The sequence below is a fragment of the Microbacterium sp. MMO-56 genome, assembly GCF_037146215.1.
Taxonomy (GTDB): Bacteria; Actinomycetota; Actinomycetes; order Actinomycetales; family Microbacteriaceae; genus Microbacterium.
On record NZ_JBBCVW010000029.1, the window covers coordinates 1 to 16,662 of the forward strand.

The 16,662-nt window shown below is 72.2% G+C and carries 14 protein-coding genes; 8 read left to right on the plus strand and 6 right to left on the minus strand.

Going from position 1 to position 16,662, the window contains the following annotated elements:
- Nucleotides 1-146: 146 nt before the first annotated feature.
- The 3 genes from WFI00_RS17190 to WFI00_RS17200 are packed head-to-tail and all read right to left on the minus strand — an operon-like array spanning nucleotide 147 to nucleotide 2,610.
- Nucleotides 147-857 carry an SOS response-associated peptidase gene (locus WFI00_RS17190; RefSeq protein WP_336631159.1) on the minus strand — a complete coding sequence of 237 codons (711 nt, stop codon included), beginning with the start codon at nucleotides 855-857 and terminating at the stop codon, nucleotides 147-149.
- A 32-nt stretch (nucleotides 858-889) separates the two neighbouring features.
- On the minus strand, nucleotides 890-1,924 hold the full coding sequence (locus WFI00_RS17195) for an App1 family protein (protein ID WP_336631158.1): 1,035 nt from the start codon (nucleotides 1,922-1,924) through the stop codon (nucleotides 890-892).
- A 5-nt stretch (nucleotides 1,925-1,929) separates the two neighbouring features.
- A complete protein-coding gene (locus WFI00_RS17200; RefSeq protein WP_336631157.1) occupies nucleotides 1,930-2,610 on the minus strand; it encodes a DedA family protein in 681 nt (226 codons plus the stop codon).
- Nucleotides 2,611-2,650: 40 nt separating this feature from the next.
- Here WFI00_RS17200 and WFI00_RS17205 point away from each other — a divergent pair, with 40 nt between their 5' ends.
- The 7 genes from WFI00_RS17205 to holA all read left to right on the plus strand — a co-directional run bounded on the left by WFI00_RS17205 (nucleotide 2,651) and on the right by holA (nucleotide 12,902).
- Nucleotides 2,651-4,054: an anthranilate synthase component I family protein gene (locus WFI00_RS17205; RefSeq protein WP_442928342.1), complete on the plus strand. Its 1,404-nt coding sequence runs from the start codon at nucleotides 2,651-2,653 to the stop codon at nucleotides 4,052-4,054.
- Between the two features lie 48 nt (nucleotides 4,055-4,102).
- The gene (gene leuS / locus WFI00_RS17210) at nucleotides 4,103-6,682 is read left to right on the plus strand and encodes a leucine--tRNA ligase (RefSeq protein ID WP_336631156.1); all 2,580 of its coding nucleotides are present in this window, start codon (nucleotides 4,103-4,105) and stop codon (nucleotides 6,680-6,682) included.
- An 82-nt stretch (nucleotides 6,683-6,764) separates the two neighbouring features.
- Nucleotides 6,765-7,184: a hypothetical protein gene (locus WFI00_RS17215; RefSeq protein WP_336631401.1), complete on the plus strand. Its 420-nt coding sequence runs from the start codon at nucleotides 6,765-6,767 to the stop codon at nucleotides 7,182-7,184.
- A 168-nt stretch (nucleotides 7,185-7,352) separates the two neighbouring features.
- Nucleotides 7,353-7,946 (plus strand): ComEA family DNA-binding protein, encoded by a 594-nt coding sequence (locus WFI00_RS17220; protein WP_336631155.1) that lies wholly within the window; start codon nucleotides 7,353-7,355, stop codon nucleotides 7,944-7,946.
- On the plus strand, nucleotides 7,943-10,264 hold the full coding sequence (locus tag WFI00_RS17225) for a ComEC/Rec2 family competence protein (protein WP_336631154.1): 2,322 nt from the start codon (nucleotides 7,943-7,945) through the stop codon (nucleotides 10,262-10,264). Before WFI00_RS17220 ends, WFI00_RS17225 begins: the two co-directional genes overlap by 4 nt.
- Nucleotides 10,265-10,370: 106 nt before the next feature.
- Nucleotides 10,371-11,846, plus strand: a complete 1,476-nt coding sequence (locus WFI00_RS17230; protein ID WP_336631153.1) for an APC family permease — start codon at nucleotides 10,371-10,373, stop codon at nucleotides 11,844-11,846.
- A gap of 9 nt (nucleotides 11,847-11,855) precedes the next feature.
- Entirely contained in the window at nucleotides 11,856-12,902 is a 1,047-nt protein-coding gene (holA, locus tag WFI00_RS17235; RefSeq protein ID WP_336631152.1) for a DNA polymerase III subunit delta, read from the plus strand.
- 12 nt (nucleotides 12,903-12,914) lie between these two features.
- Here the strand turns inward: holA and WFI00_RS17240 are convergent, their stop codons facing one another.
- A complete protein-coding gene (locus WFI00_RS17240; RefSeq protein ID WP_336631151.1) occupies nucleotides 12,915-14,210 on the minus strand; it encodes an MFS transporter in 1,296 nt (431 codons plus the stop codon).
- Between the two features lie 217 nt (nucleotides 14,211-14,427).
- On the opposite strand from WFI00_RS17240, the gene rpsT reads away from it, so the two are divergent.
- Nucleotides 14,428-14,688: a 30S ribosomal protein S20 gene (rpsT, locus tag WFI00_RS17245; RefSeq protein ID WP_336631150.1), complete on the plus strand. Its 261-nt coding sequence runs from the start codon at nucleotides 14,428-14,430 to the stop codon at nucleotides 14,686-14,688.
- A gap of 74 nt (nucleotides 14,689-14,762) precedes the next feature.
- Here the strand turns inward: rpsT and WFI00_RS17250 are convergent, their stop codons facing one another.
- Together WFI00_RS17250 and WFI00_RS17255 are read right to left on the minus strand one after the other, a co-directional pair.
- Complete coding sequence (locus WFI00_RS17250) at nucleotides 14,763-15,488, minus strand: alpha/beta fold hydrolase (protein WP_336631400.1); 726 nt, start codon at nucleotides 15,486-15,488, stop codon at nucleotides 14,763-14,765.
- Nucleotides 15,489-15,589: 101 nt separating this feature from the next.
- A partial coding sequence (locus tag WFI00_RS17255; protein ID WP_336631149.1) for a 5'-nucleotidase C-terminal domain-containing protein occupies nucleotides 15,590-16,662 on the minus strand: 1,073 nt, incomplete at its 5' end.

Sequence of the window (16,662 nt, forward strand, 5' to 3'; positions counted from 1 at the left end):
GTGTCAGCATCCGTCGGAACCACCCGCGCACAGCGACAGATTGCGCCACACATCCCGCGCGGGCCGGCGCAGATGTGTCAGCATCCGTCGGAACCACCCGCGCACAGCGACGGATTGCGCCACGGATCGGGGGCGCGGGCGGGGCGTCAGGGCAGTGGCGCGATGAGGTCGGGACCGTTGTTGCGCACGTTGCCGACCTCCCGGCCGACCGGACGCATCGACAGCGTGTCGACGATGTCGGGTGCGGCATCGATCGCGGCGTCGAGGAGGTCGCCCACGTTCTCCGTGGTCGGATCGAGCCAGACGTCGGCGTAGTCGGCGTCGATGAACAGCGGCATCCGGTCGTGGATCGAGCCGAGCGAACCCGTCGCGGATCGCGTCATGATCGTGAAGCTCAGCATCCACCGCGTCGGATCGTCGTCCGCCTTGGCCGGGTCCTTCCACCATTCGTAGAGCCCCGCGAACATCAGCGGTGCATCGTCGGCGGGGTGGATGAAGTACGGCGTCTTCTCCCCGGCCTCCGTGTGCCACTCGTAGTAGCCGGACGCGGGGATCACCGCGCGTCGGGCGAGGAGCGCCCGGCGGAACATCGGCTTGTCCTCGACCTCCTCGGCGCGTGCGTTGAAGGCGCGGGCACCCACCGAGGGATCCTTCGCCCATGCGGGGACGAGACCCCAGCGCGCAGCCTCGAGCCGGCGTGTGGGCGGCTCCGTCTTCGCCGAGTCCAGGACGATGGCCACCCGGTCGGTGGGAGCGATGTTGTACGACGGTGCGGGCAGGTCGTCGCCGACGAGATCGACCCGGAGAACGCCGACGAGCTCTGGTCCGCTCGCGGCTACGACGAAGCGTCCGCACATGCGGCCAGCCTACGCGGCGCCGCCGACACGGGTCAGTCCCGGTCGACGACCCCCGCCTCGGCGAGCCGCTCCAGCAGCGCGGCTCCATCCGATTCGGACACCCACGGCACGCTCGCGGCGGCGTGGTCGTTCACGACGGTGCGACCGCCCGCGAGCACGGCCTCGGCCGGCGACAGCCGGCGGATCGCGACCGCGGCGACGTGGTCGGGCAGCTCGCTCGTGAACGCCGTGTAGAGATCGTCGTCGTGCTGCCCGTCGTCGCCGATCAGCATCCACTTGATGTGCGGGAACTCCGTGGCGAGGCGCCGGAGCTCGGCCTCCTTGTGCTCCCGGCCGCTGCGGAACCACCGGTCGTGGGTCGGACCCCAGTCGGTCAGCAGGAGTGCGCCCGGCGGGTACAGATGCCGCCGGAGGAAACGCTGCAGGGTGGGTGCGACGTTCCACGCCCCGGTGGAGAGGTAGACGACCGGCGCGCCCGGATGATCGCGGACGAGACGCTCGAGCAGGACGGCCATGCCGGGGACGGGCTGCCGGGCGTGCTCGTCGAGGACGAAGGAGTTCCACGCCGCGACGAAGGGCCGGGGGAGCGCCGTCACCATCACGGTGTCATCGACGTCGGAGACCACCCCGAAGCGGACATCCGCGCCGACGATGAAGACGCGGGTCTCGAACGGCTCGGATCCCTCGACGGACATCGTCACGGGCTGCCAGCCGGGGGAGAGACGAGCCGGGAGGACCGCGTCGACGACGCCGCCACGATCGGCGACGACGCGGTGCGTCGTCCCGTCGACGGTGATCGTGACCTCCGCGTAGCCGACCGGCACCGAGGCGAAGGCTCGCCACCCGCGGACGCCGGCGTACTCGCCGCGGTGGCGGCTGGGCAGGGGCGGGACGATGAGCACCCGGCCGAGGACGCGCACCCAGTCCTCTCCGCCGTAGCCGGGGTAGGCGGCGACGCTGGGTCGGTGACCGCGTGCGCGCGCGCGACGCTCGCGCCACGCGTTGATCCGGTGGTCGAGGCGTGCGATCCAGAGCACTTTGGTGCGGGCCGGGGGTTCGGAGGGCATCCGAATCAGTCTTTCACGCCGCCCGGGTCCGTGTCGCCCTCGGCGGCGTCGCCGCCCATGTGCCGGGCCTCGCTGCGCACCAGGAAGCGTTTGGCCAGGTAGGCGAGGACGAGGAACACGGCGATGATCGCGACGAAGATGTAGCCGGCGTAGTGCAGGCGGTCGGCGAGTTCCCGATACGTGCCGGCGGCGGCCGCCCCCACGCCGACGTAGGCGATCGCCCACACCGTGCAGGCGGGAGCCGTCCACGCGATGAACCGGCGGTAGGCGAACCCGCTCATCCCCACGGTGAGCGGGACGAGCGAGTGCAGCACCGGAAGGAACCGCGACAGGAAGATCGCCGGTCCGCCGCGGCGGCGGAGGTAGAGCTCGGCGCGCGCCCAGTTGTCCTCGCCGATGCGCCGGCCCAGACGCGAGAACCGGATGCGGGGGCCGAGCCATCTGCCCAGCCAGAATCCGATGCTTTCGCCGATCAGGGCTCCGACGATCACGACGAGGACCAGCACGACGCCCTCGCCGAAGGATCCGACCGCCGTCGAGGCGACGATCACGACGGTGTCCCCGGGGACGATGAGCCCCACCAGCACGCTCGTTTCGAGGGTGATCGCGATGCCCGCGATGACCGTGCGCAGAACGGGATCCACGCTCTGCACCGCGTCCAGCAGCCAGGACAGGAACTCGTTCACCGCTCCAGCCTACGGAGCGGCCTCGCCGTAGCCTGGGAGAGTGCCCGCCCGCCCCCTCGTCCGCCCGATCGCGTGGATCGATCCTGAGGCGCTGTTCCTCGCCGGCCCGGCGATCGAGGCGCACGCCTTCTGGCTCGACGGCGGCCCGCACGCGGAGTCCGGGTGGTCCTGGCTGGGAACGGGGGAGCCCGCTCCGGGCCTGCCCGACGACGTCCCGCTCGCCGTGTCCCACGGCGCGTCTCCTCCCGAGGGCGACATCGAGGTACCGGGCGGCTTCGCGGGCGGATGGGTCGGCTGGAGCGGCTACGACGCCGGAGCGCGACGCGCCGGGGCCCCGGCCCGGCGGGACACCGATGCGCCGGAGGACGCCGCGATCCGCGTGACGCACTTGGTCGCCTTCGATCACGCCGCCCGACGGGCCTGGATCCTCGCGCCAGACGGCGACGAGCGCGTCGTCGCCGAGGTCGAGGCATGGTGCCGCCGCGCCCGCGAGAACGCGCCACCGTCCGGCGAGCGTCTGCCGGAGCCGACGCCGTCGCGCACCGCCAAGGCCCGCCACACGCCGGAGGACTACGGCGTGCTGATCTCGCGGTGCCGCGACGCGATCCGCGCCGGGGACGCCTACCAGCTGTGTCTCACGACGCGGTTCGAGGTGGATGCCGCGGATGGCCCGATCGACGCCGTTGCGACGTACCTCCGCCTCCGCCGTGCGCAGCCGGCCCACCACGGCGGGATGCTGCGCTGCGGTCCGTCGGCGCTGCTGAGTGCGAGCCCCGAACAGTTCCTGCACGTGCGGGACGGAATCGTGCGGACCCGCCCGATCAAAGGCACCCGCCCGCGCGGTGCGGACCCCGACTCCGATGCGGAGCATGCCGCCGACCTGCTCGCAAGCCCGAAAGAGCGTGCGGAGAACGTGATGATCGTCGACCTCATGCGCAACGACCTGCACCGCGTCTGCGTGCCGGGGACGGTCGCCGCCGAACGGCTCCTCGAGGTCGAGTCCTACCCCGCGGTGCATCAGCTCGTCAGCACGGTCGCGGGGCGCCTCCTCCCCGGCACGACGACGGGGGACCTGATGGCGGCGGCCTTCCCCGCGGGGAGCATGACGGGCGCGCCGAAGCTGTCCGCGATGACGGTCCTGCACACTCTGGAGGCGGCTCCGCGCGGTGTGTACGCGGGCTGCTTCGGCTGGGTCGGGACCGACGGCGCCGCGGACCTCGCGATGACGATCCGCTCGGTCGTCGTCCACTCCGGCGGCGCGTACGTCGGGGCGGGGGGTGGCATCACCTGGCTCTCCGAGACGGATGCCGAGCTCGCCGAGGTCGCCGTCAAGGCCCGCGGGCCCCTCGCCGCGCTCGGCGCGGAGCTGCCGCCCGCGTGGGCAGCGCTCGACGGGCCCGACGGGCCGGCCGAGGCCGGAAGAGCCGTTCCGCCTGTCCGCTAACCTGGAAAGACGCGTCCGCGCGTTCCCGAACTCCACGATTGGTGACCCGTGTCCACGATCCCCGCATCCCCCGATGCCGCCGCGCCCGGCGACGGCTTCGACCCCCACGCCATCCAGCAGAAGTGGCAGGCGCGCTGGGCGCAGGACGACCCGTTCCGCGCGGGCGGCGAGGACGACACGCGGCCGCGCAAGTACGTCCTGGCGATGTTCCCGTATCCGTCGGGCGACCTCCACATGGGACACGCCGAGAACTACCTCTACTCCGACATCGTCGCGAGGTTCTGGCGTCACCGCGGCTACAACGTGCTCAACCCCATCGGATGGGACAGCTTCGGACTGCCGGCGGAGAACGCCGCCATCAAGCGCGGCGTCGAGCCCCGCGGCTGGACCTACGACAACATCGCGCAGCAGCGCGCGAGCATGCAGCAGTACGGCGTCTCGTTCGACTGGTCGCGGGTGCTGCACACGTCCGACCCCGAGTACTACCGCTGGAACCAGTGGCTCTTCCAGCGTCTCTACGAGAAGGGCCTCGCCTACCGCAAGGACGCACTGGTCAACTGGGACCCGGTAGATCAGACCGTCCTCGCCAACGAGCAGGTGCTGCCCGACGGCACGTCCGAGCGCAGCGGCGCGGTCGTGGAGAAGAAGAAGCTCACGCAGTGGTTCTTCCGGATCACCGAGTACGCCGACCGGCTGCTGGACGACCTCAACCAGCTGGAGGGCTTCTGGCCGCACAAGGTGCTGCAGATGCAGCGCAACTGGATCGGGCGCTCGATCGGTGCGGACATCGACTTCGAGATCGAGGGACGCGAGGACAAGATCACGGTCTTCTCCACCCGCCCCGACACGCTGTACGGTGCGACGTTCATGGTGGTCGCCCCCGATTCGGACCTGGCCGCCGAGCTCGTCGCGTCGGCCTCTCCCGACGCACGGATGCGGTTCCAGGACTACCTCGACACGGTGCAGAAGACGAGCGAGATCGACCGCCAGACGGCCGACCGGCCGAAGACCGGCGTGTTCCTGGAGCGGTACGCGATCAACCCCGTGACGGGCGAGCGGCTGCCGATCTGGGCCGCCGACTACGTGCTGGCCGGCTACGGTCACGGCGCCGTGATGGCGGTGCCCGCCCACGACCAGCGCGACCTCGACTTCGCTCGCGCGTTCGATCTGCCCGTCCGCGTGGTCGTCGACACGACCGCCCCCGTAACCGGTGCGATCCCGGTCATCGAGCTCGACGAGAACGGCGATCCGGTGCTCGACGAGCCGATCGAGTCGATCGACCCGGCGGTGACCGGCACGGCTCTGACGGGTGAGGGGCGCCTCATCAACTCCGGTCCGCTCGACGGACTGAGCAAGCGCAACGCCATCGCCCGCGTGATCGAACAGCTGCAGGCGGCGGGCACGGGACGCGCCGCGAAGACGTTCCGGCTGCGCGACTGGCTGATCTCCCGCCAGCGGTTCTGGGGAACGCCCATCCCGATGGTGCACACCGCCGACGGACGCATCGTGCCCGTGCCGGACGACCAGCTGCCCATCGAGTTGCCTCCCGTCGAGGGTCTCGACCTCAAGCCCAAGGGTTCGTCGCCGCTCGGTGCGGCGACCGACTGGGTGACCACCGTCGATCCCGAGACGGGCGAGCCGGCGCTGCGCGACCCCGACACGATGGACACGTTCGTCGACAGCTCGTGGTACTTCCTGCGCTTCCTGTCGCCGGGTGATGCGACCGAGGCGTTCTCGTCGCGCGAGGCGAACCGCTGGGGTCCCGTCGACTTCTACATCGGCGGCGTCGAGCACGCGATCCTGCACCTGCTGTACGCGCGGTTCATCACGAAGGCGCTCTTCGACATGGGGCTGGTGGAGTTCACCGAGCCGTTCTCGAACCTCATCAACCAGGGCATGGTCATCCTCGACGGCGCCAAGATGAGCAAGAGCAAGGGCAACCTGGTGCTCTTCCAGGACGAGCTCAACCTGTACGGGGCGGATGCTCTGCGGGTCGCTCTCGCCTTCGCCGGGCCGGTCGAGGACGACAAGGACTGGAGCGATGTCTCCACGACGGGCGCGCAGAAGTTCCTGGCGCGCGCGCTCCGCATCGCCCAGGACGTCACGAGCGCGCCGGACGTCGTCTGGGCGGACGGCGACCAAGCGCTGCGCCGCGTCACCCACCGGCTGTGGGCGGATGCCCCCGGGCTCGTCGAGCAGACGAAGTTCAACGTCGTGGTTGCACGTCTGATGGAGCTCGTCAACGCGACCCGCAAGGCGATCGACGGCGCCGCGGGACCCGCGGATCCGGCGGTGCGGGAGGCGGCCGAGGCGATCGCGATGGTGCTCGACCTGTTCGCACCCCACACCGCCGAGGAGATGTGGGCGATGCTGGGCTACGACCCGTATGTGGGGCTCGTGACGTGGCGTCAGCCGGATCCCACCCTGCTCGTCGAGGAGTCGGTCACGGCCGTCGTCCAGATCGACGGGAAGGTGCGCGGCACGCTGACCGTCCCCGCGCGCATCTCCGCCGACGAGCTCGAGGCACTGGCCCGCAACGACGAGAAGGTGCTCCGCTCCCTCGCCGGCCGCGAGATCGTCCGCGCGCTCGTGCGTGCGCCGAAGGTCGTGAGCTTCACGACGGCCTGACGGCCCCGGGGTATGCTCCCCTCATCGGCGCCGTCGCCGGGGGACCGGTGACCGCCGCGGTGAGGGGAGTGGTCCCGTGACGATGACCGACACCGCTGCACCATCGCAGCGGGGAATCAGTGCGGCGAGGATCGTCGTCGGCCTCCTCACGGGGATCGCGACGGGCGTGCTCGCCCTGTACGCGACGTCGGTGGCGGCGAATCTCGCCTGGGGCGGCGGGTACTCCGTACACCCGCTGACGCTCGTGTCCCTCGCCGTCGTCGTCCTCGGCGCCGTCCTGATCGGGTGGCGATGGCCGGTCGTGGGGCTGGCCGCGGGACTGACCGTCCTGGTCGTCGTCGCGGTGGCCGTGACCTCGGGCCTCGGATGGGTCTCCGGCGGATCGGCGTTCGATCCGTTCAACGCCGTCGGGTTCACCGCCGTGAGCGGATATCCGACCGTGGTGGGCACGGTGATGGCGATCGTCTCCGTGTTGAGGCTGAGCGGCGGATCCCGCCGGTAGCTCGACCGAGGAAGGCCCGCGCCGACCGGCCCGAGCGCGTCGACGGCCTGACGAGCACGGCGTCGCCGCGCCCACGCCGTCTCCTCCCCGGCAGCCGGATTCCCGCAACTGTCCACGGACTGCCTCGCCCACGCCGCCTCTGCCCGCTCGCCCCGCCACTCTGGCGGTGTGACCGGAGCGACGATCGACACCTCCGCACGCCGACGCCCCGGCGTGGGCGCGGCGATCGTGCTCGTGCTCGCGGCGGCTGCGGCGGCGGTGATCGCCGGCATCGTGCGCACCGTGGCGGAACCTCCGGCTGCGACCGAGACCGTGGCCGCCGTCGCCGAGGACCTTTCGGCGCCGCCCGTCTACGTCCACGTGTCCGGCGCCGTCGTGCGCCCGGGGCTCTACCGGCTCGTCGAGGGTGCGCGTGTCATCGACGCGATCGCCGCGGCGGGGGGCGTGACGGCGGAGGCCGATGACGGCGCGGTGAACCTCGCGCGCCGCCTCGCCGACGGCGAGCAGCTCCGGCTTCCGACCCTCGGTGAGACGCCCGCCGTGTCGGGGGAGGCCGGCGTGGCATCCGACGGGCGGGTCGACCTCAACACCGCGGACGTCGCCGCCCTCGACACGCTTCCGCGCATCGGACCCGCTCTCGCCCAGCGGATCGTGGAGTGGCGGGAGCGCAACGGGCCCTTCACGAGCGTCGAGGACCTCCTGTCGGTTCCGGGCATCGGCGAGAAGATGCTCGCCGGCCTGCGCGAGCGGGTGAGCGTGTGAGCGCACGCCGCGCCCACCGCCGAGACCTGCGGCTCGTCCCCGCGGCCGCTGCGGCGTGGATCGGGGCCGCGGCCGCGATCCTCCACCCCGAGGTCGCGGTCCCGGTGTCGGCCGGGCTGTGGGGCGTGGTCGTCCTCGCTCTGATCGCCGCGTGGCGAGCGCCGGGGCGGATGCGTCGCTGCTGCGCGTTCGCGGCCGTCGCCCTCGCCGCGGCGGCGGCCGCGACGACGCACGTCGCCGCCGCCCAGCCCGGCCGCGACCGCGTCGCCGCGCTGCCGATCGACGGCGGGCGGGCGATCCGCTTCGACGTCGTCGCCGTGGGCAAGATCGAACAGACCGCCGTCGGGCATCGGTTCGATGCGCTGCTGGAACGGGTGCGCGTCGGAGTGGATGCGGGCCGCGACGTCGCCGTCGGCGTCGGCGTGCCCGTGCTCGTCCGCCTCGCCGACGTGCCCGAAGGGCTGGATCTGGGTGCGCGCGTGCGGATGACCGGGACGGCGTGGCGAGCCGAGCCGGGCGGACGGGCCGTGCTGATCGTCGACGCCGGGGACGATGTGCGGGTGCTCACGCCTCCCGTCGGGATCTGGGACGCGGCATCCCAGCTGCGGCGTGGTCTGCGTGCGCAGACGCTCGCCCTCCCTCCGCCGGCCGCGGGCCTGATCTCGGGGCTCGCGGTCGGCGACACCGCGGCCGTGACGTCCGAGCTCGACGAGCAGATGAAGGCGTCGTCGTTGTCGCACCTCACCGCCGTGAGCGGGGCGAACTGTGCGCTCGTGGTGGGGCTGGCCTTCGGCGCCGCAGCGGCGTGCCGCACGCGCCGGAGCGTCCGCGTCGGGGCCGGACTCGCCGCGCTGGGGGCGTTCGTCGTGCTCGTCTCTCCCGAGCCGAGCGTCGTGCGCGCGGCGGCGATGGCCGCGATCGCGATGCTCGGCGTGCTGCGCGGCAGACCGGGGGCGGGGGTGTCGCTGCTGACCACCGCCGTCGTCGTGCTCCTCATCACCGACCCCTGGCTCGCGCTGTCGCTCGGCTTCGCGCTGTCGGCGGCGGCGACGGCAGCTCTGCTGCTCGGCGCGGGCCCGCTCGCGGACGGACTGGGGCGATGGATGCCCCGTCCTCTCGCTCTCGGTCTCGCCGTGCCCCTGGCCGCGCAGCTCGCGTGCGGTCCGCTCATCGTCCTGATCTCGCCGCGCCTGTCCGTCTACGGCGTTCTGGCCAACGCGATCGCCGCCCCCGCGGCTCCGCTCGGCACGATTCTGGGGCTCGCGGCGTGCCTCGGCGCGGGGCTGCCGGTGATCGGCCCGGGTCTGGCCGCCCTCGCCTGGGTACCGGCCGCATGGATCGCGGCGACCGCGCGGATGACGGCGGAGCTCCCCGGGAGCGTCGTGGACTGGCCGGAGGGGCTGTGGGGTCTCGTCTGGCTCGCCGTCGTCGGTGCGGCCGTCGCGGCTCTTCTGGTGCCGGGACCGGCGCGTGTCCGCGGGGTCGCGGCCCTCCTGCTCGCCGCCTGTGCGGGGGTCGGGGTCGCTCTCGGGCCCGTCGCCGATGTGCGGCTGCGCGGCGAGATCCCGTCGACCTGGGCGATGGCGGCGTGCGACGTCGGCCAGGGCGACGCGATCGTCCTCCGCTCCGCCGAGCGGGTCGCGCTCGTGGACACGGGCCCGGAGCCCGAGGGCCTCACCCGGTGCCTGGACCTTCTCGGCGTCGGGAGGATCGACCTGCTCGTGCTCACGCACTTCGATCTCGATCACCGCGGCGGTCTCGACGCCGTGCGCGGGCGCGTCGGAACGGTGCTGCACGGACCGCCGGACGGCGCCGACGACGCACGCACCATCGACGACTTCGAGCGCGAGGGGGTGCGGGTGGTCCCCGCGGTGCGAGGGATGGCCGGCGTCCTCGGCGGCGCGCGGTGGCGGGTGCTGTGGCCGCGAGACGGTGCGACCGCGGGCAACGCGGCGAGCGTCGTCGTCGAGGTGGTCGGAGGGGGCCTGCCCGCCACGCTCCTCCTCGGCGACCTGGACGCTTCCGCGCAACGGCAGCTGGGCGCGGGATCGGGGGCGGGCCTGCTCGCCTCGTACGACGTCGTCAAGGTGGCCCACCACGGCAGCGCGGATCAGGATGCCGCACTGTACGAGCGGATCCGCCCGGCGGTGGCGATGATCTCGGTCGGGGAGAACACGTACGGGCATCCCCGTGACGAGACTCTCCGCATCCTCCGCGGTGCCGGCGCGCGCACCGCCCGCACCGACAGGGAGGGGCTGGTCGTCGTGTGGCGGGAGGGAGGTGCGCTCCGCCTGTGGCACGAGCGGACGCCGCCCTGATGCCGTGGCATCGCAGGGGTCGCCCGCAAGCGGACATGTCCGCAAGAGGGTCTAGGCGCCCCGCCGGTGACTCATCAGAATCGAGACCGTCGAAAGGAGGCCCGCCATGCCGGACCGTCGTCGCGTCGGCCGCGTCGTCGCCGCCCCATCCGGAGAGTCGGCGGGGCCCCAGCTCACGCGCACGCTCGGCGGGTTCCAGGTCTTCGCGGTCTCGTTCGCCTTCATCTCCGTCGCCGTCGGCGTCTTCGCCACCTACGGCGAGATGCTGCAGACGGCAGGGCCGGTCGGCATCTGGCTCTGGATCATCGCCGCGGTCGGCCAGACGCTCGTGGCGCTCGTCGTCGCGCAGTTCGCCGCGCGGATCGCCTTGAGCGGCTCGTCCTACCAGTGGGCGTCGCGTCTGGCGAACGCCCGCGTCGGCTGGCTCTTCGGATGGTTGAGCTTCTGGTATCTCGCCATCACGGCGGTCACGCTCGCCAACGCGATGGTGAGCCAGGCCCTCATGCCGCTTCTCGGGGTCGCCGAGGACGAGCACACGGCCCGCATCCTGACCATCGGCGTCCTTCTCGTCGAAGCGGTGCTCGTCATCGCTTCCACGAGGATCTTCGGGCTGATCACGTCCGCAGCCGTCGGCGTGGAGTTCGGAATCATCGCCGCGCTCGTCGTCGCGCTGCTGGTCGTGCTGGCACTCAGTGGAGGCGGCGACCCCGCCAATGTCGTGGCACGCGGCACCAGCGCCGGCGACCCGGACTACTTCGCGATCGGGGGCGGGCTCATGGCCGGTGCCCTCATGGGACTGACGACACTGGTCGGGTTCGACTCGGCCGCCAACCTCGCGGAGGAGGCGAAGGACCCCTTCCGGGTCGTCCCGCGTGCCATCGTCGGTTCCGTGCTGGCCGCGAGTGTCGTCGGCTTCGTCTTCCTCGTCGTGCTCACGGTGTCCATCGACGACATCCCCGCGGTCACCGCCGACCCTTCTCCGGTCGCCGCGATCATCCGCAGCCGACTCGGGTCGGTGTGGGAGCGTCTGCTCCTCTGCGGCATCGCTTTCGCGTTCCTGGGTGCCGGGCTCGTGGTGATGGCGGCATGCGCGCGTCAGGCGTTCGCGATGGCACGCGATCAGCGCTTCCCCGCCGCGGGACTGATGAGCAGGGTCGACCCGCGTACGCGCACACCGATCGCAGCGACCGTCCTGATCGTCGTGATCGGAGTCGTACTCATGGCCGCTCTCCCCGGCGCCGCTCTGACGCAGCTCATCGTCGTCGGTACGCTGCTGCCCGCGGGGATCTATTGCGGGATCGTCGTGCTCTACCTGTCCGTCCGACGACGTCTCGCGCCGGCGCGGGGAGGTTTCGACCTGGGGAGTCTCGAGGTTCCCATCGCCGTGTCGGCTCTCCTGTGGCTGGTGCTCGTCCTGATCGTGCTGGCGACGCCCGATGACGCGCGCGTCCCGCTGACGATCCTGCTCGGTCTCGTGGTCGTCGGCGCGATCTACTTCCTCTGGCTTCTCCGCTTCCGTCCGGATGCCCTCCGCGGGGGCGACGACGCCGCACCGGCCGACGGTGTCCCACACCGTCGGTAGGCTTGCAGCATGCCGCCCGCTGCTCGTCGCCCCGCCGCCCGCGGGGGAGCTCGTGCGGCGTCGGCGATCCCGCAGATCTCCTGGCGTGCGCCGCAGCCGGCGCCGATCGTCCTGGTATCCGGCCCCGAAGAGGTGTGCGCGGAACGCGCCATCGCCGGCATCCGCGACTACCTGCGCGCCGAGGACGAGAGCCTCGAGGTCTCCGATCTCCGTGCCGACGACTACGCGTCGGGGAGCCTGCTCGGCATGACCTCCCCCTCCCTGTTCGGGGAGCCGCGCCTCGTGCGCGTGTCGGGCGTCGAGAAGTGCTCCGACGCGTTCCTGACTGAGGCGATCGCGTACCTGGACGCTCCGCAGGACGGGGCGACCGTGGTGCTGCGGCACACCGGCTCGAGCGTCCGCGGCAAGAAGCTGCTGGATGCCATCCGTGCCGGCACCGGTTCCGGCGTCGAGATCGCCTGCCCGGCGGTGAAGCGCGACTCCGACCGCTTCGACTTCGCGGCGGGGGAGTTCCAGGCGGCGCGCAAGAAGATCGCACCGCTCGCGTTGCGGGCCCTCGTCGGTGCCTTCGCCGACGACCTCACCGAACTCGCGGCGGCCTGCCAGCAGCTGATCGCGGATGTCCCGGGCGATGTCACGGAGCAGGTCGTGGAGCGCTACTACGGCGGACGCGTCGAGACCTCGGCCTTCACCGTCGCCGACACCGCGATCGCCGGGCGCTACGGCGACGCGCTCGTCGCCCTGCGGCATGCCCTGGCCAGCGGAGCCGATCCCGTGCCGCTGGTCGCCGCGATCGCCTCCAAGCTGCGCACCATGGCGCGGGTCGCCGGGTCGCGCGAGCCCGCCGGCGCACTCGCCGCGCGCCTCGGAATGAAGGATTGGCAGGTCGATCGCGCTCGGCGCGACCTGACCGGGTGGAACGAGACGTCACTGGGCATCGCGATCCAGGCCGCCGCGCGCGCCGACGCCGAGGTGAAGGGCGCGTCGCGCGACCCGGTGTTCGCGGTCGAGCGGCTCGTGACCGTCATCGCGACCCGCGCCCCGTTCGGGGCCTGAGCCGCGCTCGTCTCACTTCTTCGGGGGCGTCGATCCGGGGCGCCTGGAGACCGCGCCGCGCGACCGGAGCGCGAGCATCATCACGCCGCCGACGAGCGAGAGCACTCCGGCGACGACGAACATCGGTCCGAAGCCCCCGGTCGCAGCGACCAGCGCGGCGCCGATGAGCGGGCCGAGCAGCTGGCCGAGGCTCGCGGCCACGGTGACCAGTCCGAGGTCGCGGGCGCTGTCGTCCGGAAACGGTAGGAGGTCGGTCGCGAGCGCCAGGCTCACCGCCATGTACGCCCCGTAGCCGATCCCGAGCAGGGCGGCGGCGCCGATGGCGACCTCGAACGAGGGGACGGCCGCCAGCAGAAGCGCGGCGGCGCCCTGCACGAGAGCGGAGCCCAGCGTGAGCGCGATGCGCCCCGCGCCGCGATCGGACAGCCACCCCGCGACGACCGAGGCGATCACGACGAACGCCGTGTACACGACGATGAGCAGCAGCAGGTCGTCCTCCGCGCTGTCGCGGTGCAGCCCGTAGAGCAGGAAGAAGAGGAGCAGGCCGGTGCCGAGGGCGTTGCCGATGTTGACGACCAGGCGCCCCCACAGCAGCCACGCGAAGTCCCGGTCGGCGAACGCGGCGAGGCGTTCGCCGAGGGTGCGGCGCCTTCGCGCAGTTCTCGACGCATCTGCCGCCGGGGGATCCGGAAGCAGCATGACACCCGCGAGCGCGCACACCAGCACGAGTCCCGCCAGGACGAGGTACCCCGCGACGATCCCCAGTCCGAGGAGCACGATCCCCCCGACGCCCACGACGATCCCGACGGCCTGTGCGGAGGACACGGCGGCCGATGCGGCCCCGCGCTGATCGGTGAGCTGGTCCGCGATCATCGCGGTGAAGGCCGCCGAGGCGACGGCCGTTCCCACGGACACGCCGATCCAGGCGAGGCCGACCTCGACGGGGCCGGAGGCGAGCGCGAGGGCGGCGAGGGATCCTGCGCCGGCCAGCGCGCCTCCGAGTGCCCACGGGCGCCGGCGACCCCAGGACCCGCGGGTGCGGTCGCTCATCGCCCCGGCGAGCGGTCCCGCGACGACGCCCGCGAGACCGCCGGAGGCGAGCACCAGTCCCGACGAGACCACGCCCCCGATCCATCCGTCGGCGGAGTCCGGCGTGTTCAGCTGCAGCGGGATGAGAAGCTGCAGCGGCGTGAGCTGCGCCGTCCACAGCGCGAGCCACACGAGCGTGAACACGACGAACCAGCCCGCGCCCGCTCGCCGCCCCGTCGTGCCGGATCGTGACGACGGACGGCCGAGAGGAGAGGGCACGATCGACTCCTTCGTCGAGGCGACGCCGGACGGATGCCGGTGCACCGATCATGCCGCAGTGCCGCGTCCCCCGTCGCGATTCCGGGGGATCGGGGTCGACCTGATAGACTCGGTCCTTGGCTTGCGTGTGGGTCCCACCTCACACGCCGCCGGAGGCGCCCCTCTACCGCCACCCCGGCACATCCATCGAAAACTCCGAACGAAAGAGCCGTCGAACGTGGCGAACATCAAGTCGCAGATCAAGCGCAACAAGACCAACGAGAAGGCGCGCGAGCGCAACAAGGCCGTCAAGAGTGAGCTGAAGACCGAGGTGCGTCGTACGCGCGAGGCCATCGCCGCCGGCGACAAGGCCGCCGCCGAGAAGGCCCTCGCGAAGGCCGCCAAGAAGCTCGACAAGGCCGTGAGCAAGGGCGTCATCCACGAGAACCAGGCGGCGAACCGCAAGTCGTCGATCGCGAAGCAGGTCGCCGCTCTCTGAGTCGCGCCGATCGTCACGAAGGCCCGTCCCGTCAGGGGCGGGCCTTCGTCGTGCGCGGGGCGTCGGAAGGATGCTCAGCGCGCGGCGCGGGTCTCCGCCGCCGGTAGGGCCATCGTCGCGAGCGCGAGGTCGAGCACCGCGTTGAAGACCCGCGGGCGCATGGCGGTGACCAGATGCGAGGTGCGGGGTACGACGATGAGCTCGGCGCCGGGCACGAGCGATGTGAACAGTCGCTCGTTGACGCGCAGCTGGTCGTACTGTCCGTTGACGAACCAGGTCGGCACCTCGATCCGCCGCAGTGCCGCGAGCAGATCGAGCACCGAGAGGCTCTTCAGGGCGACGTCCTGCGCGTCGTAGGCGTACCCGCCGGCACCGAAGTCCGCCCGGGTCTCGTCGGGAAGCGTGCGGTCGAGCACCCACTCCGCGATCGCCGACCCGCGCCCGGGCAGGCGGTCGAAGCCGCGGGCCAGGGTGCGGTACGTCGCCAGCCCGAATCCGCGGGGGATCGCCGTGCAGGATGCGGCGATGAAGGCGTCCACCGGTGGCCGGTCCTCGCCGCCCACCGTCGCGATCGAGAGCAGGCCCCCCATCGAGTGGCCGACCAGCAGCACCGGTCCCTCGGCGGAGGCCGCCCGGACGGCGGAATCGATCGTGGCGAGAGCTCCCTCCAGAGTGAACGTCTCGCCCATCCGGGTGCCGTGTCCTGGCAGGTCGAGGGCCACGGCCCCCACACCGAGCGCGCTCAGATGCTCCACCTGCGCGCGCCACATCGTGGCGGACGTGCGGATGCCGTGCACCATCACCACCGTCGTCACGCTCTCAGCCTAAGCACGCCCCCCGACACGGCGGCGATCCACGCGGGGTGCGAGCCGGAGATGACGCCGGGCCGCACCCCGTCGGCTCAGAACAGTGCCCGGACGCGCACGGTGCCGCTCGTCGAGGTCTCCGCCACATCCGGGTCGGCAGGCTCGAAGGTCGCCGTGTACGTGTGGGAGCCGAGGCTCAGGCGGCCGAGCGTGTGCGCGGCGATGCCTCGGCGCACCGCGACCGTCGCGACGACGCGGTCGCCCTCCCGGAAGACCACGACACCATCGGGCGCTCCGCCGTCCTCCTGCCGCACGCTCGCGACGAGCGTGGAGGGCAGGATGCGATTGAGGTGGAGCGGAAGGACGGCGGCGAGCCGCGTCGTCGTGGCGCTCGGAACGGTCGCCGGGGCGACCTCGAGCGTCACGGACACGACCGTTCCCGACGCAGGCGCCGTGAGGGTCAGCGTCGCCGGCCCCGCCGGGGTGCCCTCCGGCAGGGTGACGGTCACGCCGGCCGTCCCGGAGGTCACAGGGACCTCCGCGAGCACGGTGCCCTCGAGCGCGACCTGAAGCATCGTGTTCTCCGGAGCGCCGCGGCTCGTCATGTTCAGGCCCGCGACCTGGAACGTCACCTGCTCCCCGGCGGTCGCCGTCTCGGGGACGCCGCTCGTCTGCACGGCGTGCTTGGCGAAGGACGGCGCCAGCGGCGAACGATCGGCGAGGTAGTCCATCCACGCCTCGTAGTCGACCAGTCCCGTGTCGACGTAGTCGGTGCCCTGGGTGAAGGCGCGGAAATTGTCGCCGCCGGTGGCGAGGAAGGAGAACGTGCCGACGCGATAGGACGCCGCGGGATCCAGGGGGGCGCCGTCGATCGTCACCGAGGTGATGCGCTCTCCCTCGGGCAGGGCCGGGTCGTAGGTGTACGTCACATTGTCGGAGAGGCCGAGCTGCAGATAGGGCCGCTGCGGGACGGCCCCGTCGGCCGTTCGCTGCCACTGCTGCTCGAGCAGGGTCTCGAACTGCGCGCCGGTGAGGGTTACGAGGGCGAGGGTGTTGGTGAAGGGCAGCACGGCGTTGGCCTGCGAGAACGAGATCTCGCCGTCCTTCAGGCCGGGCACGGCCGTCGGGCCGAACTCGGCCTGCGTGTCCCAGAGGTCGGCGCGCAGCC